The following is a 21,452-nucleotide window of genomic DNA, read 5'->3' as shown; positions in this document are numbered from 1 at the left end:
AGGTGTTGCAGCAGGTGATGTTCGACGTGCCGTCGCGTGATGACGTGGAGCGGGTCGTGATCACGCGTGAGGTCGTGCTGGACAACGTCAATCCCACGATCGTGCCGCGCACCACGACCGCGCGCGCACGCACCCCGCGCGAGAAGTCCGCCTGACCCCGACGACGACGCCCCCCCGGGTCCGCCCGGGTAATGCCCGGGGCCGCCGAGGTAGCGCCCGGGTCAGCTCAGGGAGGGCCCCGGTCCGCTCAGGGAGAGCCCGGGTTCATCCCGGCGGAGCCGCAGCCCCACGCGCGCCCCGGTCGCGCGCGGCGACGTCACGCCGTGCGCAGCCAGTCGCGCGCCGCGGCGACGAGGAGCGCGACGCCCAGGTCGAGCGTCGGCTCGGGCACGGGCGCGAAGTACGGGGAGTGGTTCGGGGCGACGCCGTCGGGCAGGTTGCCCATGCCCGTCGCGGTGGACAGGTCGAACGCGGCGAAGAGGGCGGGGTCGAACCCGCCGAGGTTCCAGTAGACGAGCGGCACGCCGGCGGCGGTGGCGAGGTCGCCGACGTCCTCGGAGCCGGGCAGCGGCGGCAGCGACACGACGGCGGCCCGCCCGCCCGCGGCCGTGATGCGGTCGTGCTGCTCGTCGAGCGTGCGGGCGAGGACGGCCCGGGTGCGCTCGGCGGCGGCGGGGTCGTTGACCATGAGGTCGAACGTCGAGACCTCCTCGTACTCCGGGGCCTGGGGCGCCCCGGACGCCGCGGCCTCGGCGTCGACGATGCGGTGGATCGCGTCGAGCACGCGACGGCGCACCTGGGGCGTGAAGGACCGGACGTTGACGAGCAGCTCCGCCGACCCCGGGATGATGTTCGCCTGCGTCCCCGCGCGCAGGGCCCCGACGGTCACGACCGCGGACTCCCGCGCCCCGACCTCCCGCGACACCACGCCCTGCAGCCGCATGACCGTCGCGGCCGCCATGACGACGGGGTCGACGGTCGACTCGGGACTGGAGCCGTGGCCGCCCTTGCCGTGCAGGGTGACGCGGAACGAGTCGGTCGCGGCCATCGCCGGCCCGGCCGTGAGGTTGACGACGCCCACGGGCAGGGGCATGACGTGCTGCCCCAGGACGACGTCGGGACGGCCGCCGGTCCGGTCGAACAGGCCGTCCGCGACCATCGCCCGCGCTCCCCCGCCGACCTCCTCGGCAGGCTGGAAGACGACGACGAGCGTGCCCGACCACGTGTCGCGGTGCGCGGCCAGCTCGGCCGCGGCGCCGAGCAGGCACGTCACGTGCACGTCGTGGCCGCACGCGTGCATGGTGCCGGACTCGTGGCCGTCGGGCGTGGTCGCGGTGTCCGTGGAGGCGTAGGGCAGGCCGGTGAGCTCGGTGACGGGGAGCCCGTCCATGTCGGCGCGCAGCAGCACGCGCGGCCCGTCGCCGTTCGCGAGGACGCCCGCGACGCCGGTCCCGCCGATCCCCTCGTGCACGTCGTACCCCCAGCCGCGCAGCCGCTCGGCGACGATCCCGGCGGTCCGGTGCTCGGCGAACGCGAGCTCGGGGTGCCGGTGGAGGTCGGTGTAGACGTCGGTGAGCTCGGCGGTGGTCAGCGGGGTCGCGGTCATGCACGCATGATCCCGCGCCCGGCGACGGGCGGCGACCGCGCGCGTCAGCCCACGAAGAGGCAGAACGGGTGACCGGACGGGTCGGCGTAGACGCGCAGCGGCTCGTCCGGGTCGTCGGACCGGTCGAGCAGCAGCCGCGCCCCGAGCGCGAGGGCGCGGTCGTGCTGCCGGTCGAGCTCCGCGACGTCGGGCACGGTGCAGTCGAGGTGCAGCTGCTGGGGCACTCCGTCGTCGGGCCACGTCGAGGGCGGGAGCGTCCCGACCTGCTGGAACGCGAGCTGGACCCCGCCCGGGGCGGCGCGCAGCACGAGCCAGTCCGCACCGTCGGGGTCGGGCTCGCCTGCGGCGGGCGGCTCGTCGCCCGCGCGGTACTCGAGCCCGAACAGGCCGCGGTAGAACTCCGCGAGCGCGCGGGCGTCGGTCGTGTCGAGCACGACCTGGGCGATCCGGGGGAACGTGTCGGCCACGGTGACCACCTCCGCACGCCACCGTCGCGCCGCGCCCGCGCGCTCGCAAGCAGGTGCGGTCACGGCACGCGAGGATGGGACCGGACGACGGCACACCACCCACCGGGAGACGACGTGACGGACCAGGACGGGCGCCTCGCGCGGCACGTCGCGGAGGCGGCCGACGCGTGGCTGCGCGACCCGCTCGACGCGGGGGTGTACCGGCGCCTCGTCGACGCGACGCTCGCCTGGCGGGCCGGCGGCGGTCGCGTGGTGCAAGGGCTCCCGGAGCCGGGGGCCGTGCCCGGCGCCCCGCCGGGGGACGGGCCGACGGCGCCACCTCGCCCGGCCGTGGGCACCCCGGACGACGACGAGCGCTACCTGCGGCCCGACCGCGCCCCGCGGGCCGTGGGCAGCACGCTCGCCGACGTGGCGAGCCTGCTCCGGGCGCGCGCCGGCGCGGCGGACGCGGAGGGCACGGCGGACGTGGCGGACACGGCGGACGACGAGCGCTCCTGACAGCCGTCGGCCGCCGTCCGCCCGCGCCACGGCACGCGGCGACGCCGACGCGTCAGCCGGTGGCGCAGGTGGGCGTCGGCGGCTCGCCCGCGAGCCGCGCCTCCGTCCAGCGCACGAGGTCGGAGGCGAGCGGCGAGTCCGCCTGGACGAGGCCGACGTGGTCCCGCCCCTCGTACGTGCGGTAGTCGACCGGCTGCCCGGCCGCGCACCGCTCCCCCACGTACGCGTCCTGCGTGCTCGGGAGGACCAGCGGGTCCGACGCCCCCTGCGCGACGAGCAGCGGCGCCTCGACCGCCCCGGTCGGCACGTTCTCGGCGAGCCGCTCCCCCAGGGCGCCGTCCGTGGGGTCGGTCGTCCACAGCGGCTGGTCCATGGACAGCGCCTCGGCGACGGAGACGAGCGCGCCCGGCTCGGACAGGCAGCGGGACGCCATCTCGTGCACGACGAGGCGCGCCCCCGGGCGCACGGCCTCGATCGCGTCCGCGTCGGGGTAGGCCGCGTCGTACGCCGCGACAACGTAGGACGCGAACACGCTGCCCCCTGGCACGTTCTCCAGGTGGGACACCATGGCCGTGAGGTCGCTCGCGGGAGCGAGCGCGGCGACGCCCGCGAGCGGCACGTCGGGGGCGTACGCGGGCGCGACGGCGCCCGTCCACAGGGCGGCGTGCCCGCCCTGCGAGTGACCCCAGACGACGGTCTGCTCACCGAGCGTCGCGTCGTCGAGCGCGCGGGCGGCGCGCACCGCGTCGAGCACGGAGCGGGCCTCGCCCTGGCCGACGAGGTACGGGTGCGGTCCCGCGGTGCCGAGCCCGGCGTAGTCGGTGGCGACGAGGGCCCAGCCGCGCGCGAGCACGTCGTCGAGCAGGAAGAACGCGCCGGACTCGAACGGCTCGTCGAGCACCGAGGGCGCGCACCCGCGCGCATAGCCGGTGGTGCCGTGCGACCACGCGACGACGGGCGGCGGCGCTCCCCCGTCCCTCCCGACGCCGTCGGGCACGACGACGAGGCCGCTCGCGACGGTGGGCTCTCCCTCGTCGAGCGTCGTCGTGTAGAGGATGCGCCAGGCCGTCGCCCCGTCCGGGATCTGCCGCGTGAACGGCTCGGCCCGCAGCAGGCTCCCGGGCTCGTCCGGGGGCGCGTCGGGCGCGTCGTAGAACGCGTCGGCGTGCGGCGCGGCGCGCTGCACGGCGACGCTCACGCCCGTGAGCCCCGCGGCCGCGACGAACGCGAGCACGGCCCCGACGAGCGCGGCCGGGCCGCGGCGCGCCGACCGGGACCGGCGCGACGGCGAAGCGACGGGGTCGGGCGGACGGCGCGCGGCGCGCGCACGGCGCACCCCGGCGACGAGCAGCCGCACGCCGAGCAGCACGAGGCGCACCCCCAGCACCACGGCGACGACGAGCACGGTCACGTCCGGCCAGGCGAGCGCGAGCCCGCCGAGCAGCACGGACGCTGCGCCCACCGCCACGCGGGCCCAGCGGTCCGTGCCCGACGACCGGACGCCGTCGACCACGTCGAGGACCCCGGCGACGACCAGGCCGACGCCCACGAGCAGCGCGACGACCCCGATCGTCGGCGCGGGCCACACGAGCACGGCGACCGCGAGCGCGAGGAACAGCAGCCCGCGCACGACGCGCAGGGCACGGGGACCGCGCGCGTCCGGGGACGTGCCGCCGTCGCCGACGAGCTCGACGACGCCGAGGACGACGAACGCCGCGACGACCGCGACGACGAGGACCGCGAGCGAGGCGAACGGCCGCAGCACGACGGCGGCGCCGAGCGCGGTGGCGGCGGCGCCGAGCACGACGGCGGCCCAGGGCGGCAGGCGGTCCCCGAGGTCGCGCAGCGCGCGGCGCGCCCGGGCGGTGGTTCGGCTCACGTCGCGACCGTAGCCACGCGTCCCGCAGGGCGCGCGCGGAGCGCGTGGCGGAGGCCGGGAGGGCCGGCGGTCAGACCGCCTCGGGCGCCACCTGGCGCGCGAGCTCCTCGACGATGCGCACGTCGGCGTCGAGCCACGGCACGTCGAGCCAGCTCCCGGCGTCGAGCCAGGTCAGCTCGTCGTGCTCGACGAGCGGCTGGGGCTCTCCCGCGGTGACCCGCGCGAACCACAGGCGCATCACGTGGCGGTCGGTGATGATCCAGGTCCCGTGGTCGGGACCCACGATCTCGTCACCGAGCTCCACGGCCACGCCGAGCTCCTCGCGGAGCTCGCGGTGCAGCGCCTCCGTCGGGGTCTCGCCGGGGTCGACCTTGCCCCCGGGGAACTCCCAGCGGCCCGCGAGGTGCGACGGACGGGACCGGCGCGCGCTGAGCAGGAGCCGCGGGGCGACGAGATCGTCGACGATCGCCGCGGCCACCACCAGTCTGCGCAGAGTCATACGCGGAGTGTCGCACGGCGTCGTGACGTGCGGGTGACGCGACCGTGACCGCGGCCTGCGGGGGCCGCGGAGCCGTTCGTCAGCGCAGGCCGGCCGCCCGGGCCCAGGCCACGGCCTCGGCACGGGTCGAGACGCCGAGCTTGCGGTAGAGGCTGCGGACCTGCGACTTGACCGTGTTGCGCGTGACGAAGAGCTTGGTGGCGATCTGCTCGAGCGTGACGTCCTCAGACAGGTTCGACAGGACGACCCGCTCCCGGCGGGTCAGCGGAGCGATCGGGGTGGCGATCCGCTCCGACGGGGCCGCCATGGGGCGGACCAGCTCGATGGTGCTCATGTTCTCCTCCAGATGCTCTCCGGTCACGTCATCCCCACGTGGCGAGTTCCGGTTGGTGCTACTTGAAGGGATGGGACGGGAGTCGTTTCATGACGCGACTTCTCGCGACGAGTTTCAGGACGTTCGTCCAGACCCGGACGAACCAGCCGCCGGAGCGGCGTCGGTGCAGGTCAGACGAGGTGCTGGTACGAGAGCAGCAGCAGCGCGACGGCCGTGTAGTCCTCGACGGAACCCGTCGAACGGGTCACGACGCTCACGCTCATCTGCTCGACCGTCGGGAGCATTCCCTGGGCGAGGTCCTCCTGCAGCGTGCGCTCGACGGTGTCGCTCAGCGCTGCCATGGCGGCGTCGATGCTCGCCTGCGGGCCCGACGTGAGATAGGTCGGCGTCGGGACGCGGGGCCCGTGGCTCGCGCCGGTCTCGCGCCGGGTCGGGCTGTCGGGCGACGTCACGGTGTCGATCATGGGAGTACCCCCCTGCCAGTCCGGGGGACCGTCCCCTCGGCACCCACCACCCTGGTGCGCGGTCCTTGGGGGAATCCCACGTCCGCCGCAGGAGAACCTCAAGATTTGCTCAAGACTCGGGGTTCGTGCCCTCCCGGGCGCCGTCGGTCAGCGTGCGCAGGCGCTGGAGACGTGCCGGCACCGCAGCGAGGTCGCCCCCGCGGAGCGCCGCCTCCAGCTCGCGCGCGGCCGCGGTCGTGTCGTCGTCGCCGAACGTCCCGGCGGACCCGGCGACGGCGTGGCACAGCGCCGCCGCCTCGAGGACGGCCTCGGCCGAGGGCTCCGCGTCGTCCGCCCCGTGCCCCAGGAGGCGGGCCGCCTCCTCGACCCGGGCCGCGTTCCGGGCCCGCGCCCGCTGCCGCAGCACGACGAGCGCGGCGTCGAGCCGGTCGTCCGCACGACCGTCGGGCCCGGCCGTCACGGCTCCCACCCGAGGAGCGCGCCGAGCCGGGCCGCGAGGTCGAGAGCGTCGAACGGCTTCGTGATGACGCCGGCCGCGCCCAGGCCGTCGAGGCGCGAGATCTCCCCCGCGCCGACCTTGGCGGTGAGGAAGACGACCGGCACGTCACGCAGCGCGGGGCGCGTCCGCAGGCGCGCGAGCACGGTGGGCCCGTCCACGACGGGCATCATCACGTCGAGCACGATCGCGTCGGGCCGCACGCGCTCGGCGAGCGCCGCGCCCTCGTCGCCGTCGGCGGCGACGTGCACCTCGTAGCCGCCCACCACGTCGAGCGCGAGCTCGACGACCTCGCGGATCGACGGGTCGTCGTCGATGACGACCACGCGCCGCCTGCTCTGCCCTTCCGCGTCCATCGTCCCGACGCTAGCCGAGAAGCCCGTGCCCGGCAGCGCGCGCCGACGGGCGGTCCCCTACGCTCGACGCATGGTGGGGCAGCGGGGACCGGCGGAGCGGACGCACGACCCCTTCGTCCTCTGGTGCTGGGTGGTCGGCGTCGTCCTCGTGCTCCTCGTCGTCGTCCTCGCGAGCCCGCTCGACGCCGAGACCCGACGCACGGTCTCGCAGGCCTCGATCGTGAGCGCCGGGGCGATCGCCGCGGCGAGCTGCGGGTGGCGCGCGGCACGCTCGACGGGCCGACGGCGTCGGGCGTGGAGCCTGCTCGCGCTCGGCGGGGTGGTCGGTCTCGTCGGCAACGTCTACGCGGGCCTGGTCGACAACCCCTCGACGGGCGACTACGCCTACATCGCCGCGCTGCTCCTGGGCATCGTCGGGCTCGCGTTCTTCCCCACCGTGCGCCCGCGCGGCAAGGAGATCGGGCGGATGCTGCTCGACAGCGTCGTCGTCGGCGGCTCGGTGCTGTACATCGCGCTCTACGCGGTGACGCTCCGCTCGGCCGAGGCCCCGCCGACCGGCTCGACGGTCGTCACGGCGTACACGCTCCCGGTGGTGGACGCGCTGCTCGCGACCTTCGCGGTGCTCGTGATGACCCGCTCGACCGCCTCCGAGCGGGTGCCCCTCGTGCTCGTGGGCAGCGGGTTCGTGCTCTACGCCGTGGCCGACGTCGCGTTCGCCCTGCTCTCGGCCGACGGCACGTTCACGTTCGGCAGCCCGATCGACGTCGGCTGGGTCGGCGGGTACCTCATGATCGCGCTCGCCGCGCGGCACCGGGCGGCGAGCGGCAGCCCGGTGGCCGACGAGCGGGCGCAGGGCTCCGCGGTCCTCGGCACGACCGTGACCTTCTGCCTGTTCCTCGCGGCCGCCCTGATCCGGGTCGTGCAGTCCTCGACAGGCTTCACGTGGGCCCCGAACGCGCTGTGGGTCGTCGTGCTGCTCGCCGTCGTCGCCCGGCAGATCCTCGTCGTCGCCGACAACGAGTCGCTGCTGCACGGCCTGGAGCGACGCGTCGAGGAGCGCACGTCCCAGCTCCGCGCGCTCGCCGGCGAGCGCGCGCGGACGCTCGAGTCCGTGGCGGACGGCATCTACGGCGTCGACCCCGACGGCCGCGTCACCTTCGTCAACGCGGCGGCGTCCCGCACGCTCGGCGCGAGCCAGGACTCGCTCATCGGCCGGGACGCGCACGCGCTCTTCCACGCGCCGGACGCGGACGGCAACCCCTACCCCGCGGAGTCCTGCTACATCCGGGAGGCCGTGCGCGACGGCATCACCGCGGTCGCCGAGCAGGACGTCTACCTCCGCGAGGACGGCTCCGAGGTGGCCGTCGAGGTCACGGCGAGCCCGCTCAAGGACGACGGCCGCACGCTGGGCGCGGTCGTCGTGTTCCGCGACATCACGGACCGGCGGGAGGTCGAGCGGCTCAAGGACGAGTTCGTGTCCGTCGTGAGCCACGAGCTGCGCACGCCCCTCACCGCGATCCGCGGCGCGCTCGGCCTGCTCGACAGCGGGGCCCTGGGCACGCTCCCCGAGCGCTCGGCGCGCATGGTGCACGTCGCGCGGTCCAGCAGCGACCGCCTCAACCGGATCGTGGACGACATCCTCGACATCGAGCGCATGGACTCCGGCACGACGCCGCTCGAGCGGGCCGACCACCGCGTCGCCGACCTCGTCTCGACGGCCGCGGAGCCGGTCGGGCTGCTCGCGCGCGACGCCGGCGTCGAGATCGTGCAGGAGGACACCGACGAGGTCGTCGCCGTCGACGGGGACCGCGTCGTGCAGATGCTGACCAACCTGCTGAGCAACGCCGTGAAGTTCTCCCCGCCGGGCGGGACGGTCCGCGTGTCCGCGCGCTCCGCCGGGGAGATGGTCGAGCTCCGCGTCGAGGACGAGGGGCGCGGCATCCCGCCGGACAAGCTCGAGGCGGTGTTCCGGCGCTTCGAGCAGGTCGACGCGTCGGACTCGCGCGAGCGGGGCGGCAGCGGGCTCGGCCTCGCGATCTCGCAGAGCATCGTGGAGCGCCACGGGGGCCGCATCTGGGCCGAGAGCCGCGGCGAGGGCATGGGCGCGACCTTCCGCGCGACCCTCCCCCGGCCGGAGCCGGTCCTCGACCCGGCCGACGACGTGCCCGCGACGGCGCCCGGCGACCAGCGCCCCCGGGTCGTGGTGGTCGACGACGACGCGTACGTCGTGGACGTGCTGCGCGCGGTGCTGGAGTCGCGCGGGTACGACGTCGTCGGGGTGACCGACGGCACGCTCGCCTTCGCGGCCATCGAGGCCGCCCGGCCCGCCGCCGTCGTGCTCGACCTCGCGATGCCGGGGCGCGACGGGCAGGACGTGCTCGACCGGGTGCGCCGGAGCGCCGCGACGGCGAACGTGCCCGTCGTCATCGTCTCGGGCTCGCAGCCCTCGAAGGCCGTGGCGACGGCGTCCCTCGCCGACCGCTGGCTCGTCAAGCCGGTCGCGCCCGCGGAGCTCGAGCGCACCGTCAAGGAGGCCGTGAGCCTGCGCCCGCACCACGAGCACGTGCTCGTCGTCGAGGACGACCCGGAGGTCGGCGAGGTGGTCCGGGCCGTCCTGCAGGGCGCGGGTCTCGTCGTCACGCTGGCGCGCAGCGTCCACGAGGCGCTGGAGGTGCTCGCGGGCGGCGACGACCCGGCGCTCGTCGTGCTCGACCTCACGCTGCCCGACGGCGCGGGCCGCGAGGTCGTCGACGCGCTCCGCCAGGACGGCCGCCTGAGCCGGGTCCCGCTCGTCATCTACAGCGGGGCGCGCCTCGACGCGCACCAGCGTGCGGACCTCCGGCTGGGAGATACCGTCTACCTGCGCAAGGGGAGCACCGCCCCCGAGAAGCTGCTGGAACCCGTGCTCGACCTCCTGGACACGGCCGCGGGCCGCTGGGGCACGGCGCACGACGACGGGGCGAGAGCCTCGAGGACGGAGAACACATGACCGCGGGACCCATCATCTACGTGAGCCACGGGACGGGCACGGGGAGGACCGAGCTGTCCGCGTTCGACGCGGCGCTCACGGACGCCGGCGTCGGCGACTTCAACCTCGTCCGGCTGAGCTCCGTCGTGCCGCCCGGGTCCCGCGTGGTCGAGGTGGACCGCCTCGAGGAGGGGTACGGCGGGCACGGCGACCTCCTGTACTGCGTGTACGCCGAGGCGCACGCCGTGATGCCCGGCCACGAGGCGTGGGCGGGCGTGGCGTGGTCGCTGCGCGACGACGACAGCGGTGCCGGTCTGTTCGTGGAGCACGAGGCGCCGTCGCACGAGCAGCTCGAGCTGGACCTCACGCTCAGCCTGGAGGACCTGGCCGCGACGCGCGGCAACCGGTTCCACCCGGCCGGGCGCCGGGTCGCCGGGGTGCGCTGCGAGTCGCTGCCCGTGTGCTCCGTCGTCGTCGCCGCGTACCGCCGCGAGGGCTGGGACGGGGAGACCCGGTGACGGCGCCGGCGCGCGCGGGCGCGGGGCGCGCCGCGGTGACGTTCGAGCAGACCGTGGACGGCGAGCTCGCCGACCGGTTCTGGGAGCTCTACCTCGAGGCGTTCGAGCCGCTGCGGACCCGTGCGGCCGCCCGGCACGTGCTGCACCGCGAGGAGTTCGACGAGGAGATGAGCGACCCGCGGGTGCTCAAGCTCCTCGCGCACGACGACGACGGCGCGGCCGTCGGGCTGACGACGCTCGCGACCGACCTCGCGGCCGTCCCGTGGGTGAGCCCGGAGTTCTTCGCGGCGCGCTACCCCGAGCACGCGGCGCGCGGCGCCGTCTGGTACATCGGCTTCACGCTCGCGCACCCGGGCCGTCGTGCGAGCCGGACGTTCATGGACATGATCGACGCGCTCGTCGCGCACCTCGCGGAGAACCGCGTCGTGTGCGCCTACGACGTGTCGCGGTTCAACGACGACTCGCTGCGGTTCGCGGACAACCTGCGCCGCCACCTCGAGCGGACGCAGGACGTCGAGGTCGAGACCGTCGACCAGCAGACGTACTACGCGACGACGTTCCGCTGACCGTCGCGCCGACCCTGTGCCGGGGCGGTCCGCACCGCCCCGGCACGGACGTCAGCCGCCGACGTGCGCCGCGTACTGGTCGGCGGTGAGCAGGTCGCCCGTGTCGACGACGTCGACCTTGAACAGCCAGCCGTCGGTGTAGGGGTCCGAGTTCACGACGGCCGGGTCGTCGACCGCCGCCTGGTTCACCTCGACGACCGTGCCCGTCACGGGCGAGAAGAGCTCCGACACGGACTTGGTCGACTCGACCTCGCCGATGACGCTCCCGGCCGTCACCTCGGCGCCCACCTCGGGCAGCTCCAGGTAGACGATGTCGCCGAGGGCCTCGGCGGCCGTCGCGGTGATCCCGACGACGGCGGGCGTCGAGCCGTCGATCCACTCGTGCTCGGCCGTGTACTGCAGGTGCGCCGGGAACTGGGCCTCGGTCATGGGGTTCTCCTTCGGGACGACGGGGCGGTCAGGACTGCTGGGGACGACGGTAGAACGGGAGCGGCACGACGACCACGGGCTCGGCCCGGCCGCGCACGTCGACGGCGAGCTCGGTGCCCTCCGCCGACAGCTCGGGCGTGACGTACGCGAGGGCGATCGGGTGGCCGAGCGTCGGGGACGGCGCGCCGGACGTCACCGTGCCCACGCGGCGGGCGGACTCCCCCACCGCTCCCCCGGCGTCGACGCCGTCACCCGGCAGCACGACGGCGTAGCCCGCCCGTGCGGGCCGCCGCCCCAGGCCCCGGAGCCCGACGAGCACGCGCGCGGGCGGCGACTCCCGGCGCGCGGCGAGCGCGGCGCGGCCGACGAACTCGAGCGGTGCGCCGTCGGCGTCGACCTTGTCGAGCTTCACGACGCGCCCGAGCCCTGCCTCGTACGGCGTGGTCGTGGTGTCGAGCTCGTGCCCGTACAGCGGCATCCCCGCCTCCAGGCGCAGCGAGTCGCGCGCGGACAGGCCCGCCGGGACCAGGCCGAGCGGCGCACCCGCGGCGAGCACCGTGCGCCACAGGTCGGCGGCGCGGTCGGCAGGCACGAACAGCTCGAACCCGTCCTCCCCCGTGTACCCGGTGCGGGCCACGAGCGCGTCGACCGGGCCGTCGTCGGTCCGCAGCACGAGCGGCGCGGCCGCGTAGTACCGGAGGTCGCGCACGGTCTCGGCGGCGACCGGGTCGGCCGGGTCCGTGAGGCCCGCGACGATCTCCTCCGCACGCGGCCCCTGGACCGCGACGAGCGCCGTGCTCGCGCCCTGGTCGGTGACCGTCGCGTCGAAGCCCGCGGCCCGCTCCACGAGCTCGCGCGCGACGAGGTCCGCGTTCCCCGCGTTCGCGACCACGAGGAACCGCTCGTCCGCGAGGCGGTACACCACGAGGTCGTCGAGGACCGCGCCGTCCTCCTGGCCGATCATCGTGTAGCGCGCCCGGCCCGGCGCGACCGCGGAGAGGTTCCCGACGAGCGCGTGGTCCAGCGCGGCCGCGGCCTGCGGTCCCGCGACCTCGATCTCGCCCATGTGGGAGAGGTCGAACAGGCCGGCCGCCTCGCGGACGGCGCGGTGCTCCGCGAGGTCGGACGTGTACCGCAGCGGCATGAGCCACCCGCCGAAGCTCGTGAGGTTCGCGCCGAGCGCGACGTGCTCGTCGTGCAGCGGGCTGCGGCGCTCCGCGCTCTCGGTCGTCCCGGTCTGCTGCTCGGTCATGCGAGATCTCCCGTCACGTAGGACTCCAGGGGCGGGCACGAGCACACGAGGTTGCGGTCGCCCCGCGCACCGTCGATGCGGCGCACCGGCGGCCAGTACTTCCCGGCGCGCAGGCTCGCGACCGGGTAGGCCGCGAGCTCGCGCGAGTAGGGCTTGTCCCAGTCCTCCGCCACGAGCGCCGCCGCGGTGTGCGGCGCGCCGCGCAGCGGCGACTCCTCGACCGCCCAGCGGCCCGACGCGACCGCGTCGATCTCGCCGCGGATGGCGACGAGCGCGTCGACGAACCGGTCGAGCTCCGCGAGGTCCTCGCTCTCCGTCGGCTCCACCATGAGCGTGCCCGCCACGGGGAACGAGAGCGTCGGGGCGTGGAACCCGTAGTCCATGAGCCGCTTCGCCACGTCCTCCGCCGTCACGCCCGTCTCCGCGGTGATGGGGCGCAGGTCGAGGATGCACTCGTGCGCGACGAGGCCGTTCGGCCCCGTGTACAGCACCGGGTAGTGGTCGGCGAGACGGCTCGCGACGTAGTTCGCGGTGAGCACCGCCGTCTTCGTCGCCTCCGTGAGCCCGTCCGGGCCCATGAGCGCGACGTACGCGTAGGAGATCGGCAGGATCCCGGCCGAGCCGTACCGCGTCGCCGAGACGGGCGTCGCGGCGGACGCGCCCGGGGCGAGCGGGTCGCCCGGGAGGAACGGCACGAGGTGCTCGCCGACCGCGACCGGTCCGACCCCGGGCCCTCCCCCGCCGTGCGGGATGCAGAACGTCTTGTGCAGGTTCAGGTGCGAGACGTCGCCGCCGAACTCCCCCGGGCGCGCGAGCCCGACGAGCGCGTTGAGGTTCGCCCCGTCGATGTACACCTGGCCACCTGCCTCGTGTACGAGGTCGCACACCTCGCGGACATGCTCCTCGAAGACGCCGTGCGTCGAGGGGTAGGTGATCATGATCGCCGCGACCCGCGGCCCGTGGTCGGCCAGCTTCGCGCGCAGGTCGGCGAGGTCCACCTCGCCGCTCTCCGCGGTCCGCACGACCTCGACCTTCAGGCCCGCCAGCGCCGCCGACGCCGCGTTGGTGCCGTGCGCCGAGGCGGGGATCAGACACACGTCGCGCTCCACGTCGCCGCGGGACACGTGGTACTCGCGGATCGCCAGCAGGCCCGCGAACTCGCCCTGCGAGCCCGCGTTCGGCTGCACCGAGACGCCCGCGTAGCCCGTGATCTCGGCCAGCGCCGACTCCAGGCCGCCGATCAGCTCCTCGTAGCCGCGCGCCTGGTCGGCGGGGACGAACGGGTGCAGGTCCGCGAACCCCGGCCAGGAGATCGCCTCCATCTCCGCCGTCGCGTTGAGCTTCATCGTGCACGAGCCCAGGGGGATCATCGTCCGGTCCAGGGCGAGGTCCTTGTCCGCGAGGCGGCGCAGGTAGCGCAGCATCGACGTCTCGGAGCGGTGCAGGCGGAAGATCGGGTGCTGGAGGTACGGCGTCGTGCGGGTCGCCCAGGCCGGGAGGTCGTGGCCGGGCGATGCGGCAGCGGCGGCGTCTTCGCTCTGCCCGGTCGCGAGGTCGATCCCGAACGCCCGCACGACCGTGGCGAGGATCGCCGGCGTGGTGGTCTCGTCGCAGGCGATCTGTACATGGTCTGCATCGGGGTTGTACAGGTTGACGCCGGCCGCCGCGGCGGCCTCGACGACGGCGGCGGCGCGGCCCGGGACCACGGCGCGGACGGTGTCGAAGAAGGTGTCGTGCTCGACCGTGACGCCGCCCGCGCGGAGGTGCTCGGCGAGGGTCGTGGCGTGGGCATGGGTCCGTTCGGCGATCGCGCGGAGGCCGTCGGGGCCGTGGTAGACCGCGTACATCGAGGCGACGATCGCGAGGAGCGCCTGCGCCGTGCAGATGTTGCTCGTCGCCTTCTCGCGCCGGATGTGCTGCTCGCGCGTCTGGAGGGCGAGGCGGTAGGCGGTGTCGCCGTCGGCGTCGATCGAGACGCCCACGAGACGGCCGGGCAGGGACCGCTCGAGGCCCTTGCGGACCGCCATGAACGCGGCGTGCGGGCCACCGTAGAACAGCGGGACGCCGAACCGCTGGGCGGAGCCCACCGCCACGTCGGCGCCGAGCTCGCCGGGGGAGACCAGCAGCGTCAGCGCGAGGAGGTCGCTCGCCACGGTGACGAGCGCGCCCGCGTCCTTGGCCTCCGCGACCACGGGCCGCCAGTCCACGACGCGACCCGACGCGCCCGACTGCTGGACGACGACGCCCACGAGGTGCGCGCCGTCGTCCGCATCGGTGGGGAACGCGCCCGCCGCGCGGGCGGCGGCGAGCCCGGCCGCCAGGCCGCCCGACAGGTCGGCGACCACCACGGGCAGGCCGACGGCCTGCGCACGACCGAGCGTCACCGCGAGCGTCTGCGGGAAGAGGTCGGCGTCGAGCACCACGTAGCCGCTCTTCGCACGCGACGCCCGCCACATGAGGGCGACGGCCTCCGCGACCGCGGTCGCCTCGTCGAGCAGCGACGCGTTCGCGACGTCGAGGCCCGTGAGGTCCTCGACGACCTGCTGGAAGTTCAGCAGCGCCTCCAGCCGGCCCTGCGAGATCTCGGGCTGGTACGGCGTGTACGCCGTGTACCAGGCGGGGGACTCGAGGACGTTGCGACGGATCACCGGGGGAGTGACAGTGCCGTAGTAGCCGAGCCCGATCATCTGCGTCTTGACGACGTTCTTCGCGGCGAGCGCGCGCAGGTGGTCGAGCACCTCCGTCTCGGTGCGCGCCGCCGGCAGGTCGAGCGGGCGCTCGGTGCGGATCGCCGCGGGCACGGCGGCGTCGACGAGCGCGTCGAGCGAGGCGTAGCCGAGCTGGTCGAGCATGACCTGCACCTCACGGCCGCGCGGGCCGAGGTGGCGCGGCGCGAACGCGCCGGAGGCGGCGTCGGGCGGCGAGGTGCGGTCGAGGGACGGCTGGGTCACGGGGACCTCCGGGGGAGGGGACGACGGCGGGTCCCTCCCCGCTCTGTCATCGGACGCACGCGTCGACCTGAGAGTTTTGCCGGTCCGCCGTGCCGCGAGGGCCGGGGCGCGCCGACTTGCACCGTCGGTGGGCCGAGGTCGCCGGGAGTCCGACGAGCGCACGACCGCTTTCCAGAGTTGCCTCGCCTCGACGGTACGTGGGCCTGAGAGATTCCCGGGGAGGACTTGCTCCTTCGGCGCCGGCGCCCGGTCCGAGGACCGTGCTGCCGAGCTCTCCCGTCGAGGTTCGGGCGGCAGTACTGCAGTTGTGCGCACGATCCTACCGGGGTCGTGCCGCCCGGGCGGGCCGTGGCAGGCGCCACGGTCGCGCTCGCGGCGGACCGTGCGCGGAGATGTCCGCGCTCCAGGCGCACGCCTACCGGTAGCCCGGCACGGGCGCGCGCCGCCGTGACAGGGTGGGGCACGTGCACCCCGACACCGTCGCCGATCTCGTGCTCCTGCTCGTCCTCGCCGGAGCGGGTCTCCTGCTCGTCTGGTGCGCCCGCGCCACGGCCTCCGGACGGATCGGCCGCAACCAGGTCGCGGGCATCCGCACCGCGACGACTCTGGCGAGCGACGACGCCTGGCGCACGGCACACCGCGCGGCCCGGCCGCTGAGCGAGGCGGCGGGCTGGGTGCTCGTCGCGGCCGCCCCGGTGCTCCTGGTGGTCGACGACGCCGCGGGCCTCGTCGTCGTGCTGGTCGCGACCGGTCTGGCGCTCGCCCTCACGGTGGGAGGGCTCGTCGTCGGGACGCGGGCGGTGCGCCGCGAGGTGGGTCCTCGCCGCTGACCCGGCGGCGGCTCGCGCACGGTCGGCCCCGCGAGCCCGGCCGTCGCTCAGCCCGGCGTGCCGTGCCGGGAGGAGTCGCCCGCGGGCTCCACGACGACGGAGCGCACCGTCGCGAGGCGCCGGACCGCGCGCTCCAGGGCGCGCGTGCGGCGGGGGGTCGCACGGAACGACACGACGATCCGCCCGGCTCGACCGTCGCCGTCGACCGGCCCGGTCGCGAGCGAGTCGAAGCTCACGCCGCGCGTCGAGAAGACCCCGGTGAGCGCGGTGAGCGTGCCGGGCTGGTCGAGGCCGTGCACGGTCGCGACCCAGTCGCGCTCCGCGCCGACCGGGGCCGGCGCACGCACCGCGCCCGCCGCACCGGTCGTGCCGGGGACGACTGCCGCCCCGCCCGGCGAGCCCGTCCCGCCCTGCGGACCCGCCGCGCCCGCCGCACGGCCCGCGTCCGGCACCGCGCTCGCCGAGACCAGGCGATCGATCCCCTCGGCCGCCTGCACGAGCCGGCGCGCCTCGTCGTCGGGCAGCTCGTCGAGCAGCACGCGCGTCCACCCGCCGGGGCCGAGCACGACCGGGACGCCGAGGACGCCGCGCGACGGCACGCCGTCCGCCGGGGCGAGGCGTCCGTCGAGCTCGCCGTCGAGCGCGACCTGCCCCGCGACGACGATCTCGCGGCCGTCGAGGATCACCTCGAGGAGGTCGACGGTCGCGCTCGCGGTGCCCGCGGGGGTCTTGGCGCCGGACTGGTGCGTCATCCAGGGCCGCGTGACGAGCCGCAGGTCGGCGGGCCAGGTGTCGATGAGCTCGAACGCGGCACCCATGTCCTGGCTCGCGACGCGCGCGAGCTCGTCCTTCGCCGCGGCGATCTCGCCCGGCAGCGCGTCGAGCGTGCGGCCGCGGCGCAGCGCGGCGACGGCGCGCGCCCGCTCGTCGGCGTCGAGCCCGCTCACCCGGACGGTCGACCAGAGCGGGACGGCGTCCTCGCCGTGCTGGCCCCCCACGAACCCGCCGACGCGGTGCCGCCGCACGCCCAGCTCGACCGCGAGCTCGCGCCGGAACCGCAGCGTGTCGAGCCAGGCCCCCATGCCGAGCACGCGGTGCCGCCCGAGCCGTTCCGCCATGACCGCGACGCCGAGCTCGACGGGGTTCGTCACGACGATCACGACCTCGTGCCCCGAGCCGTGCCGCGCGATCGCGTCCGCGTACTCGGCGAGCACCGCGCCGTTCGTCGCAGCCAGCACGCGCCGGTCGGGGTCGGCGCCCGTGCGGGCCGGGGGAGTGAGGCCGGCGGCAACCACGATGACGTCGGCGGTGACGTCGTCGGGAGAGTGCGCGACGTCGAGGAGCGGCGCGTGCTCGTCGTACGCGTCGACGAGGTCGGCGCGCAGCCCGTGCACGGCCCGCCCCGACGCGCCGCCGGCCCGGCCGACGAGCTGGAGCCGCGCCGTCGGCGGGAGCACCCGCCGCTCGACGATCTGCGTGCACACCTGTCGGCCGACGTCGCCCGTCGCCCCCACCACCCCTACGTCCACCCCGGCAGGCTACGACGCCCCGAGACGACGCGGACCCCCCAGCGGCCCCCGGGTTCGCCCGGGACCCCGGCGTCAGGCGAACGCGATGTCGCCCGCGGCGGCGACCATCTCGTCGAGCACGGCAGAGACCACGGGGCGCGGCTCGTGCCGGGTCGCGCGGTGGCGCGCGACGAGGCGGCGCGAGCCGAGGCCGGGCAGCCCGACGACCGTGACGCCGTCGGGCACCTCGTCCGACGCGCCGCCCTCCACGGCGAGCGCCGGGAGCATCGCGACACCGAGCCCGGCGGCGACGAGCGAGAGCGCGACGTCGAAGTCGTAGTAGTTGTGCCGCGTGCGCAGGGTCCCGCCGAGCCCGCGGGCCAGCCGCCGGAGCGCACGGGCGGCGGCGGTGCCCGGCTCCGGTCCCAGCCAGACGGCGTCGCGCACGTCGTCGACGCGCGTGGGCGTCGGCATGCCCGCGGGGACGACGAGCCGCCACGGCTCGTCGAGCAGGACGATCTCGCGCGTGCCGCGCGGGGCGGGGGAGTCGGCCTCGTAGTCGCGCTCGAGCAGCACGACGTCGAGCTCGCCCGCGCGCAGCAGCCGCAGGGCCTCGGTGGGCTCGCGCTCCTGCACGTCGAGCTCAATCCCCGGCGCGGTCTCGGCGAGCCTCCCGGCGACGGGTGCGACGACGGCGCGGATCGCCGTCTGGAAGGAGCCGACGGCGACGCGCCCGCTCACCTCGTCGCCGAGCGCGGCCAGCGCCTTGCGCGCCTCGACGAGCTCGGTCTCGATGCGCTCGGCGGTCTCGGCGAGCACGCGACCGGCCGGGGTGAGGGTCACGCCGCGCGGTCCGCGGTCGAGCACGACGAGCCCCTCCTCGGCCTCGAGCCGCTGGATCTGCTGGGAGACCGCGGACGGGGTGACGTGCAGGAGATCCGCTGCCGCGAGGATGCCTCCGCCCCGGTGCACGGCAAGGAGGAAACCAAGTCTGCGTGGGTCCGTCGCCATGTAGAGATGCTAAACGCCCGGTGCAGAATCCTTCGATTGTGCTGAACCTCGGAAGGCCTCACACTTGTCGTGGCGCCGGTCGGTTACCTCCTCCTCCTTACGGGTCGGCGCCCGAGCTTCGCACCACCCGCGCCACCAGCCATCGGCCCGGAGCGCACAGCCACCGCAGCGTCGCGGTACCCCCCTCCACCCCTTCTTCGTCACCGGAGTACCGCTGTGCCTGTCACCCTCGACGCGATCGTCATGTTCCTCGGCTGGATCGGTGCCGCCGCCGGCGTCGTCGCCTACGCGATGGTCAGCCGTGGCCGCTGGGCGCCGTCGTCCGCCCCGTTCCAGCTCACCAACCTCACCGCCGCAGGCCTCATGGGCATGGTCGCCGCCGCGAACGGCGTGTGGCCGTCCGTCGCCGCGAACCTCGTGTGGGTCCTCATCGGCGCCCAGGCGATCGTCGTCATCGTGCGGGCGCGCCGTGCGCGTCGTCGCACGCTCGCCGAGGCCGCCGAAATCACGGCGGCCGCCTCCGCACCGGCCGCCGTGCGCGCCGACGGCGACCCCGCACCCCAGGAGGTCGGGCTCGCCGCCTGACGACGACCGGCCCGGCTCAGCGCGAGGCGCCCGGCGCGGCCTCCAGGACGACGTCCACGACGACCGCGCGGTGGTCGGACAGCCCCGTGTCGACGGCCGTGGCGGGCCCGAGGGCCCGGACGGTCGGGCCGCCGGGCAGGCCGTCGGCCAGCACGTGGTCGATCTGCCGCACGGGCCGGTCCACGGGGTGCGTGAGCACGTCGGCGAGCGACGTGAACCCGGTGATCTCCGCAGGCTCGGGCGCGCGCAGGTTGAGGTCGCCCAGCAGCACGAGCGGGCGGGGGAGCGGCGCGCAGGCCCCCGCGAAGGACCGGAGCTGGTCCGCGGTGAACTCGGGGCGCGACGTCGTGTGCGCCGTCACGACGGTGAGCGGCCCCCACGGCGTGCGGACGGCGGCGGCGAGCGCGGCGCGCGGCTCGTCGGGCACCACCCGGAACGGGAGCAGGCGGGCGGCCCCCGTCGCGGCACCTGGCCGTCGCCGTCGGACGCGCGACCGCCACGGCATCCGGTCGAGCTCGAGGCGCGCCCACCGCTCGACGGGGAACCTGCTGACGAGCCCGATCCCGTACGACGCGACGCCGGGAACGCGCCGCACGCCCGACCCCGGCCGGCCCGCGCGCACCCACGCACCGGAGACGCCGCGCAGCGTGGGGGACAGGTGCCGGTGCTCGGCGTGCAGCGCCTCCGCCGCGACGGCCACGAGGTCGGCGCGGTGCGAGCGGGGCGAGTCGCGCTCGACCTCCTGGAGCGCGAGCACGTCGGCGTCGAGGTACGCGACGGCGCGCGCGAACCGCTCGACGTCGACGGTCCCGTCGAGCGCGGCGCCGTGCAGCGTGTTGAAGGTCGCGAGGCGCAGGGCTCCCTCGGGTCGCGGGGGCAGCGGTCCGTCGGTCAGGTCACGGGAGTCGTGGGGCACCGCACGATCCTCGCGCGGGCCGCGGACCGTCGCGACCAGGGCGGGTTCCCCGCCCGGCCCCGGGGACGCCGCAGGGGCGGCGCGCCCCGGGCTCGTCAGAGGGTGCGGCGCCAGGCGGCGATCCGCTCGACCGCCTCCGCGACCGTGCTCGGGGCCGCGGCGAACGACAGCCGGACCCAGTCCCCGCCCCGGACGCCGTCGAAGTCCGTGCCGGGGGTGAGCGCGACGCCCGCCTCGGCGAGCAGGCGCGCGCACCACGTCACGGAGTCCAGGCCGTCCCCGGACACGTCGGCGTAGACGTAGAACGCGCCGTCGGCGGGCGCGACGCGCGACCACCCGAGGTCGTCGAGCCGCGACAGCACGAGCTCGCGCGACGCCGCGTACCGCGCGACGTTCTCGGCCGCGGCGGCGTACCCCTCGGGGGAGAACGCGGCGACGCCCGCGTGCTGCGCGAGCGCGGGCGGCGACAGCGCGACGTTCCCGGCGAGCGCGTCGACCGGCCCGACGAGCTCGTCCGGCAGCACGAGCCACCCGAGGCGCCACCCGGTCATCGCCCAGTACTTCGAGAACGAGTTGACGACGACGGCGCCGTCGGGCACGTACCGCGCCGCAGTGGGCAACGCCGCGGCCCGACGGTCCGCGCCGTCGCCGTAGACGATGCCGTGGTAGATCTCGTCGCTCACGAGCCGCACGTCGTGGTCGGTGCACCACGCCGCGACGGCGTCGAGCTCGGCGGGCAGGATCATCGTCCCCGTCGGGTTCGCGGGGCTGGCGACGACGAGCCCGTCGAGGCCGCCGTCGTAGTACGCCTCCATGAGCTGCGACACCGTGGGCTGGTAGCGCGTCTCCGGGCCGCAGTCGAGCTCGACGACCTCGCAGCCCAGCGCGCGGAGGATGTTCTTGTACGCGGGGTAGCCGGGGCGGGCGAGCGCGACACGGTCGCCGACGTCGAACGCCGCGAGGAACGCGAGGAGGAACCCGCCGGACGACCCGGTGGTCACCGCGACCCGCGCCGGGTCGATCTCGACGCCGTACCAGCGGTCGTAGTGCTCGGCGATCGCGCGCCGCAGCGCGGGGACCCCGAGCGACTCGGTGTAGCCGAGGTCGCCGTGCTCGAGCAGCTCGATCGCCCGGCGCCGCACGACGTCCGACGCCCCGGTCGACGGCTCGCCCGCGCAGAGGTTGAGCACGGACGCGCCCGCGTCGCGCAGCCGGTTCGCCTCGGCGAGGACCTCCATCACCGCGAACGGCGGCACGTGGGAGCGGCGTGAGACCTTCATCGACCCGGGCATGAGCCCATCATGCCCGGGTCATCCGTT

21 protein-coding genes, 1 pseudogene and 1 riboswitch are annotated in these 21,452 nt (G+C 75.7%); of the genes and pseudogenes, 7 read left to right on the top strand and 15 right to left on the bottom strand.

The genetic code is table 11. From position 1 onward, the window contains the following. Window positions 1–155 (top strand): annotated as a pseudogene (locus tag B9L22_RS19730) (ATP-dependent Clp protease ATP-binding subunit ClpX); the annotation flags it as partial. A gap of 161 nt (window positions 156–316) precedes the next feature. Here B9L22_RS19730 and B9L22_RS09860 read toward each other — a convergent pair. Both B9L22_RS09860 and B9L22_RS09855 read right to left on the bottom strand, forming a co-directional pair. Further along, a complete protein-coding gene (locus tag B9L22_RS09860) occupies window positions 317–1,606 on the bottom strand; it encodes an amidohydrolase (protein ID WP_086150172.1) in 1,290 nt (429 codons plus the stop codon). 44 nt (window positions 1,607–1,650) lie between these two features. Further along, window positions 1,651–2,073: a VOC family protein gene (locus B9L22_RS09855; protein ID WP_076404560.1), complete on the bottom strand. Its 423-nt coding sequence runs from the start codon at window positions 2,071–2,073 to the stop codon at window positions 1,651–1,653. A 114-nt stretch (window positions 2,074–2,187) separates the two neighbouring features. On the opposite strand from B9L22_RS09855, the gene B9L22_RS09850 reads away from it, so the two are divergent. Beyond that, a complete protein-coding gene (locus B9L22_RS09850) occupies window positions 2,188–2,571 on the top strand; it encodes a hypothetical protein (protein ID WP_086150171.1) in 384 nt (127 codons plus the stop codon). Window positions 2,572–2,623: 52 nt separating this feature from the next. On the opposite strand, the gene B9L22_RS09845 is transcribed toward B9L22_RS09850, so the two are convergent. The 6 genes from B9L22_RS09845 to B9L22_RS09820 form a co-directional block, all read right to left on the bottom strand. After that, on the bottom strand, window positions 2,624–4,450 hold the full coding sequence (locus tag B9L22_RS09845) for a lipase family protein (protein ID WP_233139932.1): 1,827 nt from the start codon (window positions 4,448–4,450) through the stop codon (window positions 2,624–2,626). Window positions 4,451–4,520: 70 nt separating this feature from the next. After that, window positions 4,521–4,949, bottom strand: a complete 429-nt coding sequence (locus B9L22_RS09840) for a (deoxy)nucleoside triphosphate pyrophosphohydrolase (RefSeq protein WP_044144702.1) — start codon at window positions 4,947–4,949, stop codon at window positions 4,521–4,523. Window positions 4,950–5,028: 79 nt separating this feature from the next. Further along, on the bottom strand, window positions 5,029–5,256 hold the full coding sequence (locus B9L22_RS09835; protein ID WP_044144703.1) for a helix-turn-helix transcriptional regulator: 228 nt from the start codon (window positions 5,254–5,256) through the stop codon (window positions 5,029–5,031). A 197-nt stretch (window positions 5,257–5,453) separates the two neighbouring features. Next, entirely contained in the window at window positions 5,454–5,747 is a 294-nt protein-coding gene (locus B9L22_RS09830) for a hypothetical protein (protein WP_086150170.1), read from the bottom strand. 109 nt (window positions 5,748–5,856) lie between these two features. Further along, window positions 5,857–6,207, bottom strand: coding sequence for an Hpt domain-containing protein (locus B9L22_RS09825; RefSeq protein WP_158097187.1), 351 nt, complete (start codon window positions 6,205–6,207; stop codon window positions 5,857–5,859). Further along, window positions 6,204–6,599, bottom strand: coding sequence for a response regulator (locus B9L22_RS09820; RefSeq protein WP_086150268.1), 396 nt, complete (start codon window positions 6,597–6,599; stop codon window positions 6,204–6,206). The genes B9L22_RS09825 and B9L22_RS09820 overlap by 4 nt, the downstream gene beginning before the upstream one ends. Window positions 6,600–6,669: 70 nt before the next feature. Between B9L22_RS09820 and B9L22_RS09815 the strand changes: the two genes are divergently transcribed. Genes B9L22_RS09815 through B9L22_RS09805 form a run of 3 tightly spaced genes read left to right on the top strand, consistent with a single transcriptional unit; the run spans window position 6,670 to window position 10,651 of the window. Next, window positions 6,670–9,588: a response regulator gene (locus B9L22_RS09815; protein WP_158097186.1), complete on the top strand. Its 2,919-nt coding sequence runs from the start codon at window positions 6,670–6,672 to the stop codon at window positions 9,586–9,588. Next, window positions 9,585–10,085 carry a pyruvoyl-dependent arginine decarboxylase gene (locus B9L22_RS09810; RefSeq protein WP_043653117.1) on the top strand — a complete coding sequence of 167 codons (501 nt, stop codon included), beginning with the start codon at window positions 9,585–9,587 and terminating at the stop codon, window positions 10,083–10,085. Before B9L22_RS09815 ends, B9L22_RS09810 begins: the two co-directional genes overlap by 4 nt. After that, window positions 10,082–10,651 carry a hypothetical protein gene (locus tag B9L22_RS09805; protein WP_086150167.1) on the top strand — a complete coding sequence of 190 codons (570 nt, stop codon included), beginning with the start codon at window positions 10,082–10,084 and terminating at the stop codon, window positions 10,649–10,651. The genes B9L22_RS09810 and B9L22_RS09805 overlap by 4 nt, the downstream gene beginning before the upstream one ends. 51 nt (window positions 10,652–10,702) lie before the next feature. On the opposite strand, the gene gcvH is transcribed toward B9L22_RS09805, so the two are convergent. The 3 genes from gcvH to gcvP are packed head-to-tail and all read right to left on the bottom strand — an operon-like array spanning window position 10,703 to window position 15,184. Beyond that, the gene (gene gcvH / locus B9L22_RS09800) at window positions 10,703–11,080 is read right to left on the bottom strand and encodes a glycine cleavage system protein GcvH (RefSeq protein ID WP_086150166.1); all 378 of its coding nucleotides are present in this window, start codon (window positions 11,078–11,080) and stop codon (window positions 10,703–10,705) included. Window positions 11,081–11,108: 28 nt separating this feature from the next. Next, on the bottom strand, window positions 11,109–12,332 hold the full coding sequence (gene gcvT, locus B9L22_RS09795; protein ID WP_086150165.1) for a glycine cleavage system aminomethyltransferase GcvT: 1,224 nt from the start codon (window positions 12,330–12,332) through the stop codon (window positions 11,109–11,111). Continuing rightward, on the bottom strand, window positions 12,329–15,184 hold the full coding sequence (gene gcvP, locus B9L22_RS09790) for an aminomethyl-transferring glycine dehydrogenase (protein WP_369824821.1): 2,856 nt from the start codon (window positions 15,182–15,184) through the stop codon (window positions 12,329–12,331). Before gcvP ends, gcvT begins: the two co-directional genes overlap by 4 nt. 280 nt (window positions 15,185–15,464) lie before the next feature. After that, window positions 15,465–15,572: riboswitch (glycine riboswitch) on the bottom strand. Window positions 15,573–15,747: 175 nt separating this feature from the next. On the opposite strand from gcvP, the gene B9L22_RS09785 reads away from it, so the two are divergent. Continuing rightward, the gene (locus B9L22_RS09785) at window positions 15,748–16,113 is read left to right on the top strand and encodes an SdpI family protein (RefSeq protein ID WP_158097185.1); all 366 of its coding nucleotides are present in this window, start codon (window positions 15,748–15,750) and stop codon (window positions 16,111–16,113) included. A gap of 47 nt (window positions 16,114–16,160) precedes the next feature. Here the strand turns inward: B9L22_RS09785 and B9L22_RS09780 are convergent, their stop codons facing one another. Both B9L22_RS09780 and B9L22_RS09775 read right to left on the bottom strand, forming a co-directional pair. Beyond that, window positions 16,161–17,642 (bottom strand): lactate dehydrogenase, encoded by a 1,482-nt coding sequence (locus tag B9L22_RS09780; protein ID WP_086150162.1) that lies wholly within the window; start codon window positions 17,640–17,642, stop codon window positions 16,161–16,163. 72 nt (window positions 17,643–17,714) lie between these two features. After that, a complete protein-coding gene (locus B9L22_RS09775; RefSeq protein ID WP_086150161.1) occupies window positions 17,715–18,632 on the bottom strand; it encodes a LysR family transcriptional regulator in 918 nt (305 codons plus the stop codon). 216 nt (window positions 18,633–18,848) lie between these two features. On the opposite strand from B9L22_RS09775, the gene B9L22_RS09770 reads away from it, so the two are divergent. Beyond that, complete coding sequence (locus B9L22_RS09770) at window positions 18,849–19,217, top strand: hypothetical protein (protein WP_198947264.1); 369 nt, start codon at window positions 18,849–18,851, stop codon at window positions 19,215–19,217. A gap of 16 nt (window positions 19,218–19,233) precedes the next feature. Here the strand turns inward: B9L22_RS09770 and B9L22_RS09765 are convergent, their stop codons facing one another. Continuing rightward, on the bottom strand, window positions 19,234–20,133 hold the full coding sequence (locus B9L22_RS09765) for an endonuclease/exonuclease/phosphatase family protein (RefSeq protein WP_233139927.1): 900 nt from the start codon (window positions 20,131–20,133) through the stop codon (window positions 19,234–19,236). A 95-nt stretch (window positions 20,134–20,228) separates the two neighbouring features. Continuing rightward, window positions 20,229–21,413 carry a pyridoxal phosphate-dependent aminotransferase gene (locus B9L22_RS09760; RefSeq protein ID WP_086150266.1) on the bottom strand — a complete coding sequence of 395 codons (1,185 nt, stop codon included), beginning with the start codon at window positions 21,411–21,413 and terminating at the stop codon, window positions 20,229–20,231. Window positions 21,414–21,452 lie beyond the last annotated feature (39 nt).

It is taken from the genome of Cellulosimicrobium sp. KWT-B, from assembly GCF_002127155.1.
Classification (GTDB): Bacteria; Actinomycetota; Actinomycetes; order Actinomycetales; family Cellulomonadaceae; genus Cellulosimicrobium; species Cellulosimicrobium funkei.
Note: the sequence above shows the minus strand (reverse complement) of the source record. Positions and strands in the feature narration are given on the sequence as shown.

What these genes read in the sequence shown, in the direction of transcription:
- B9L22_RS09860 (WP_086150172.1), bottom strand. Translation starts at nt 1,606, where the DNA reads ATGACCGCGACCCCGCTGACCACCGCCGAGCTCACCGACGTCTACACC.
- B9L22_RS09840 (WP_044144702.1), bottom strand. Translation starts at nt 4,949, where the DNA reads ATGACTCTGCGCAGACTGGTGGTGGCCGCGGCGATCGTCGACGATCTC.
- B9L22_RS09835 (WP_044144703.1), bottom strand. Translation starts at nt 5,256, where the DNA reads ATGGCGGCCCCGTCGGAGCGGATCGCCACCCCGATCGCTCCGCTGACC.
- B9L22_RS09830 (WP_086150170.1), bottom strand. Translation starts at nt 5,747, where the DNA reads ATGATCGACACCGTGACGTCGCCCGACAGCCCGACCCGGCGCGAGACC.
- B9L22_RS09820 (WP_086150268.1), bottom strand. Translation starts at nt 6,599, where the DNA reads ATGGACGCGGAAGGGCAGAGCAGGCGGCGCGTGGTCGTCATCGACGAC.
- B9L22_RS09815 (WP_158097186.1), top strand. Translation starts at nt 6,670, where the DNA reads ATGGTGGGGCAGCGGGGACCGGCGGAGCGGACGCACGACCCCTTCGTC.
- B9L22_RS09810 (WP_043653117.1), top strand. Translation starts at nt 9,585, where the DNA reads ATGACCGCGGGACCCATCATCTACGTGAGCCACGGGACGGGCACGGGG.
- gcvH (WP_086150166.1), bottom strand. Translation starts at nt 11,080, where the DNA reads ATGACCGAGGCCCAGTTCCCGGCGCACCTGCAGTACACGGCCGAGCAC.
- gcvT (WP_086150165.1), bottom strand. Translation starts at nt 12,332, where the DNA reads ATGACCGAGCAGCAGACCGGGACGACCGAGAGCGCGGAGCGCCGCAGC.
- gcvP (WP_369824821.1), bottom strand. Translation starts at nt 15,184, where the DNA reads ATGCTCGACCAGCTCGGCTACGCCTCGCTCGACGCGCTCGTCGACGCC.
- B9L22_RS09775 (WP_086150161.1), bottom strand. Translation starts at nt 18,632, where the DNA reads ATGGCGACGGACCCACGCAGACTTGGTTTCCTCCTTGCCGTGCACCGG.
- B9L22_RS09760 (WP_086150266.1), bottom strand. Translation starts at nt 21,413, where the DNA reads ATGAAGGTCTCACGCCGCTCCCACGTGCCGCCGTTCGCGGTGATGGAG.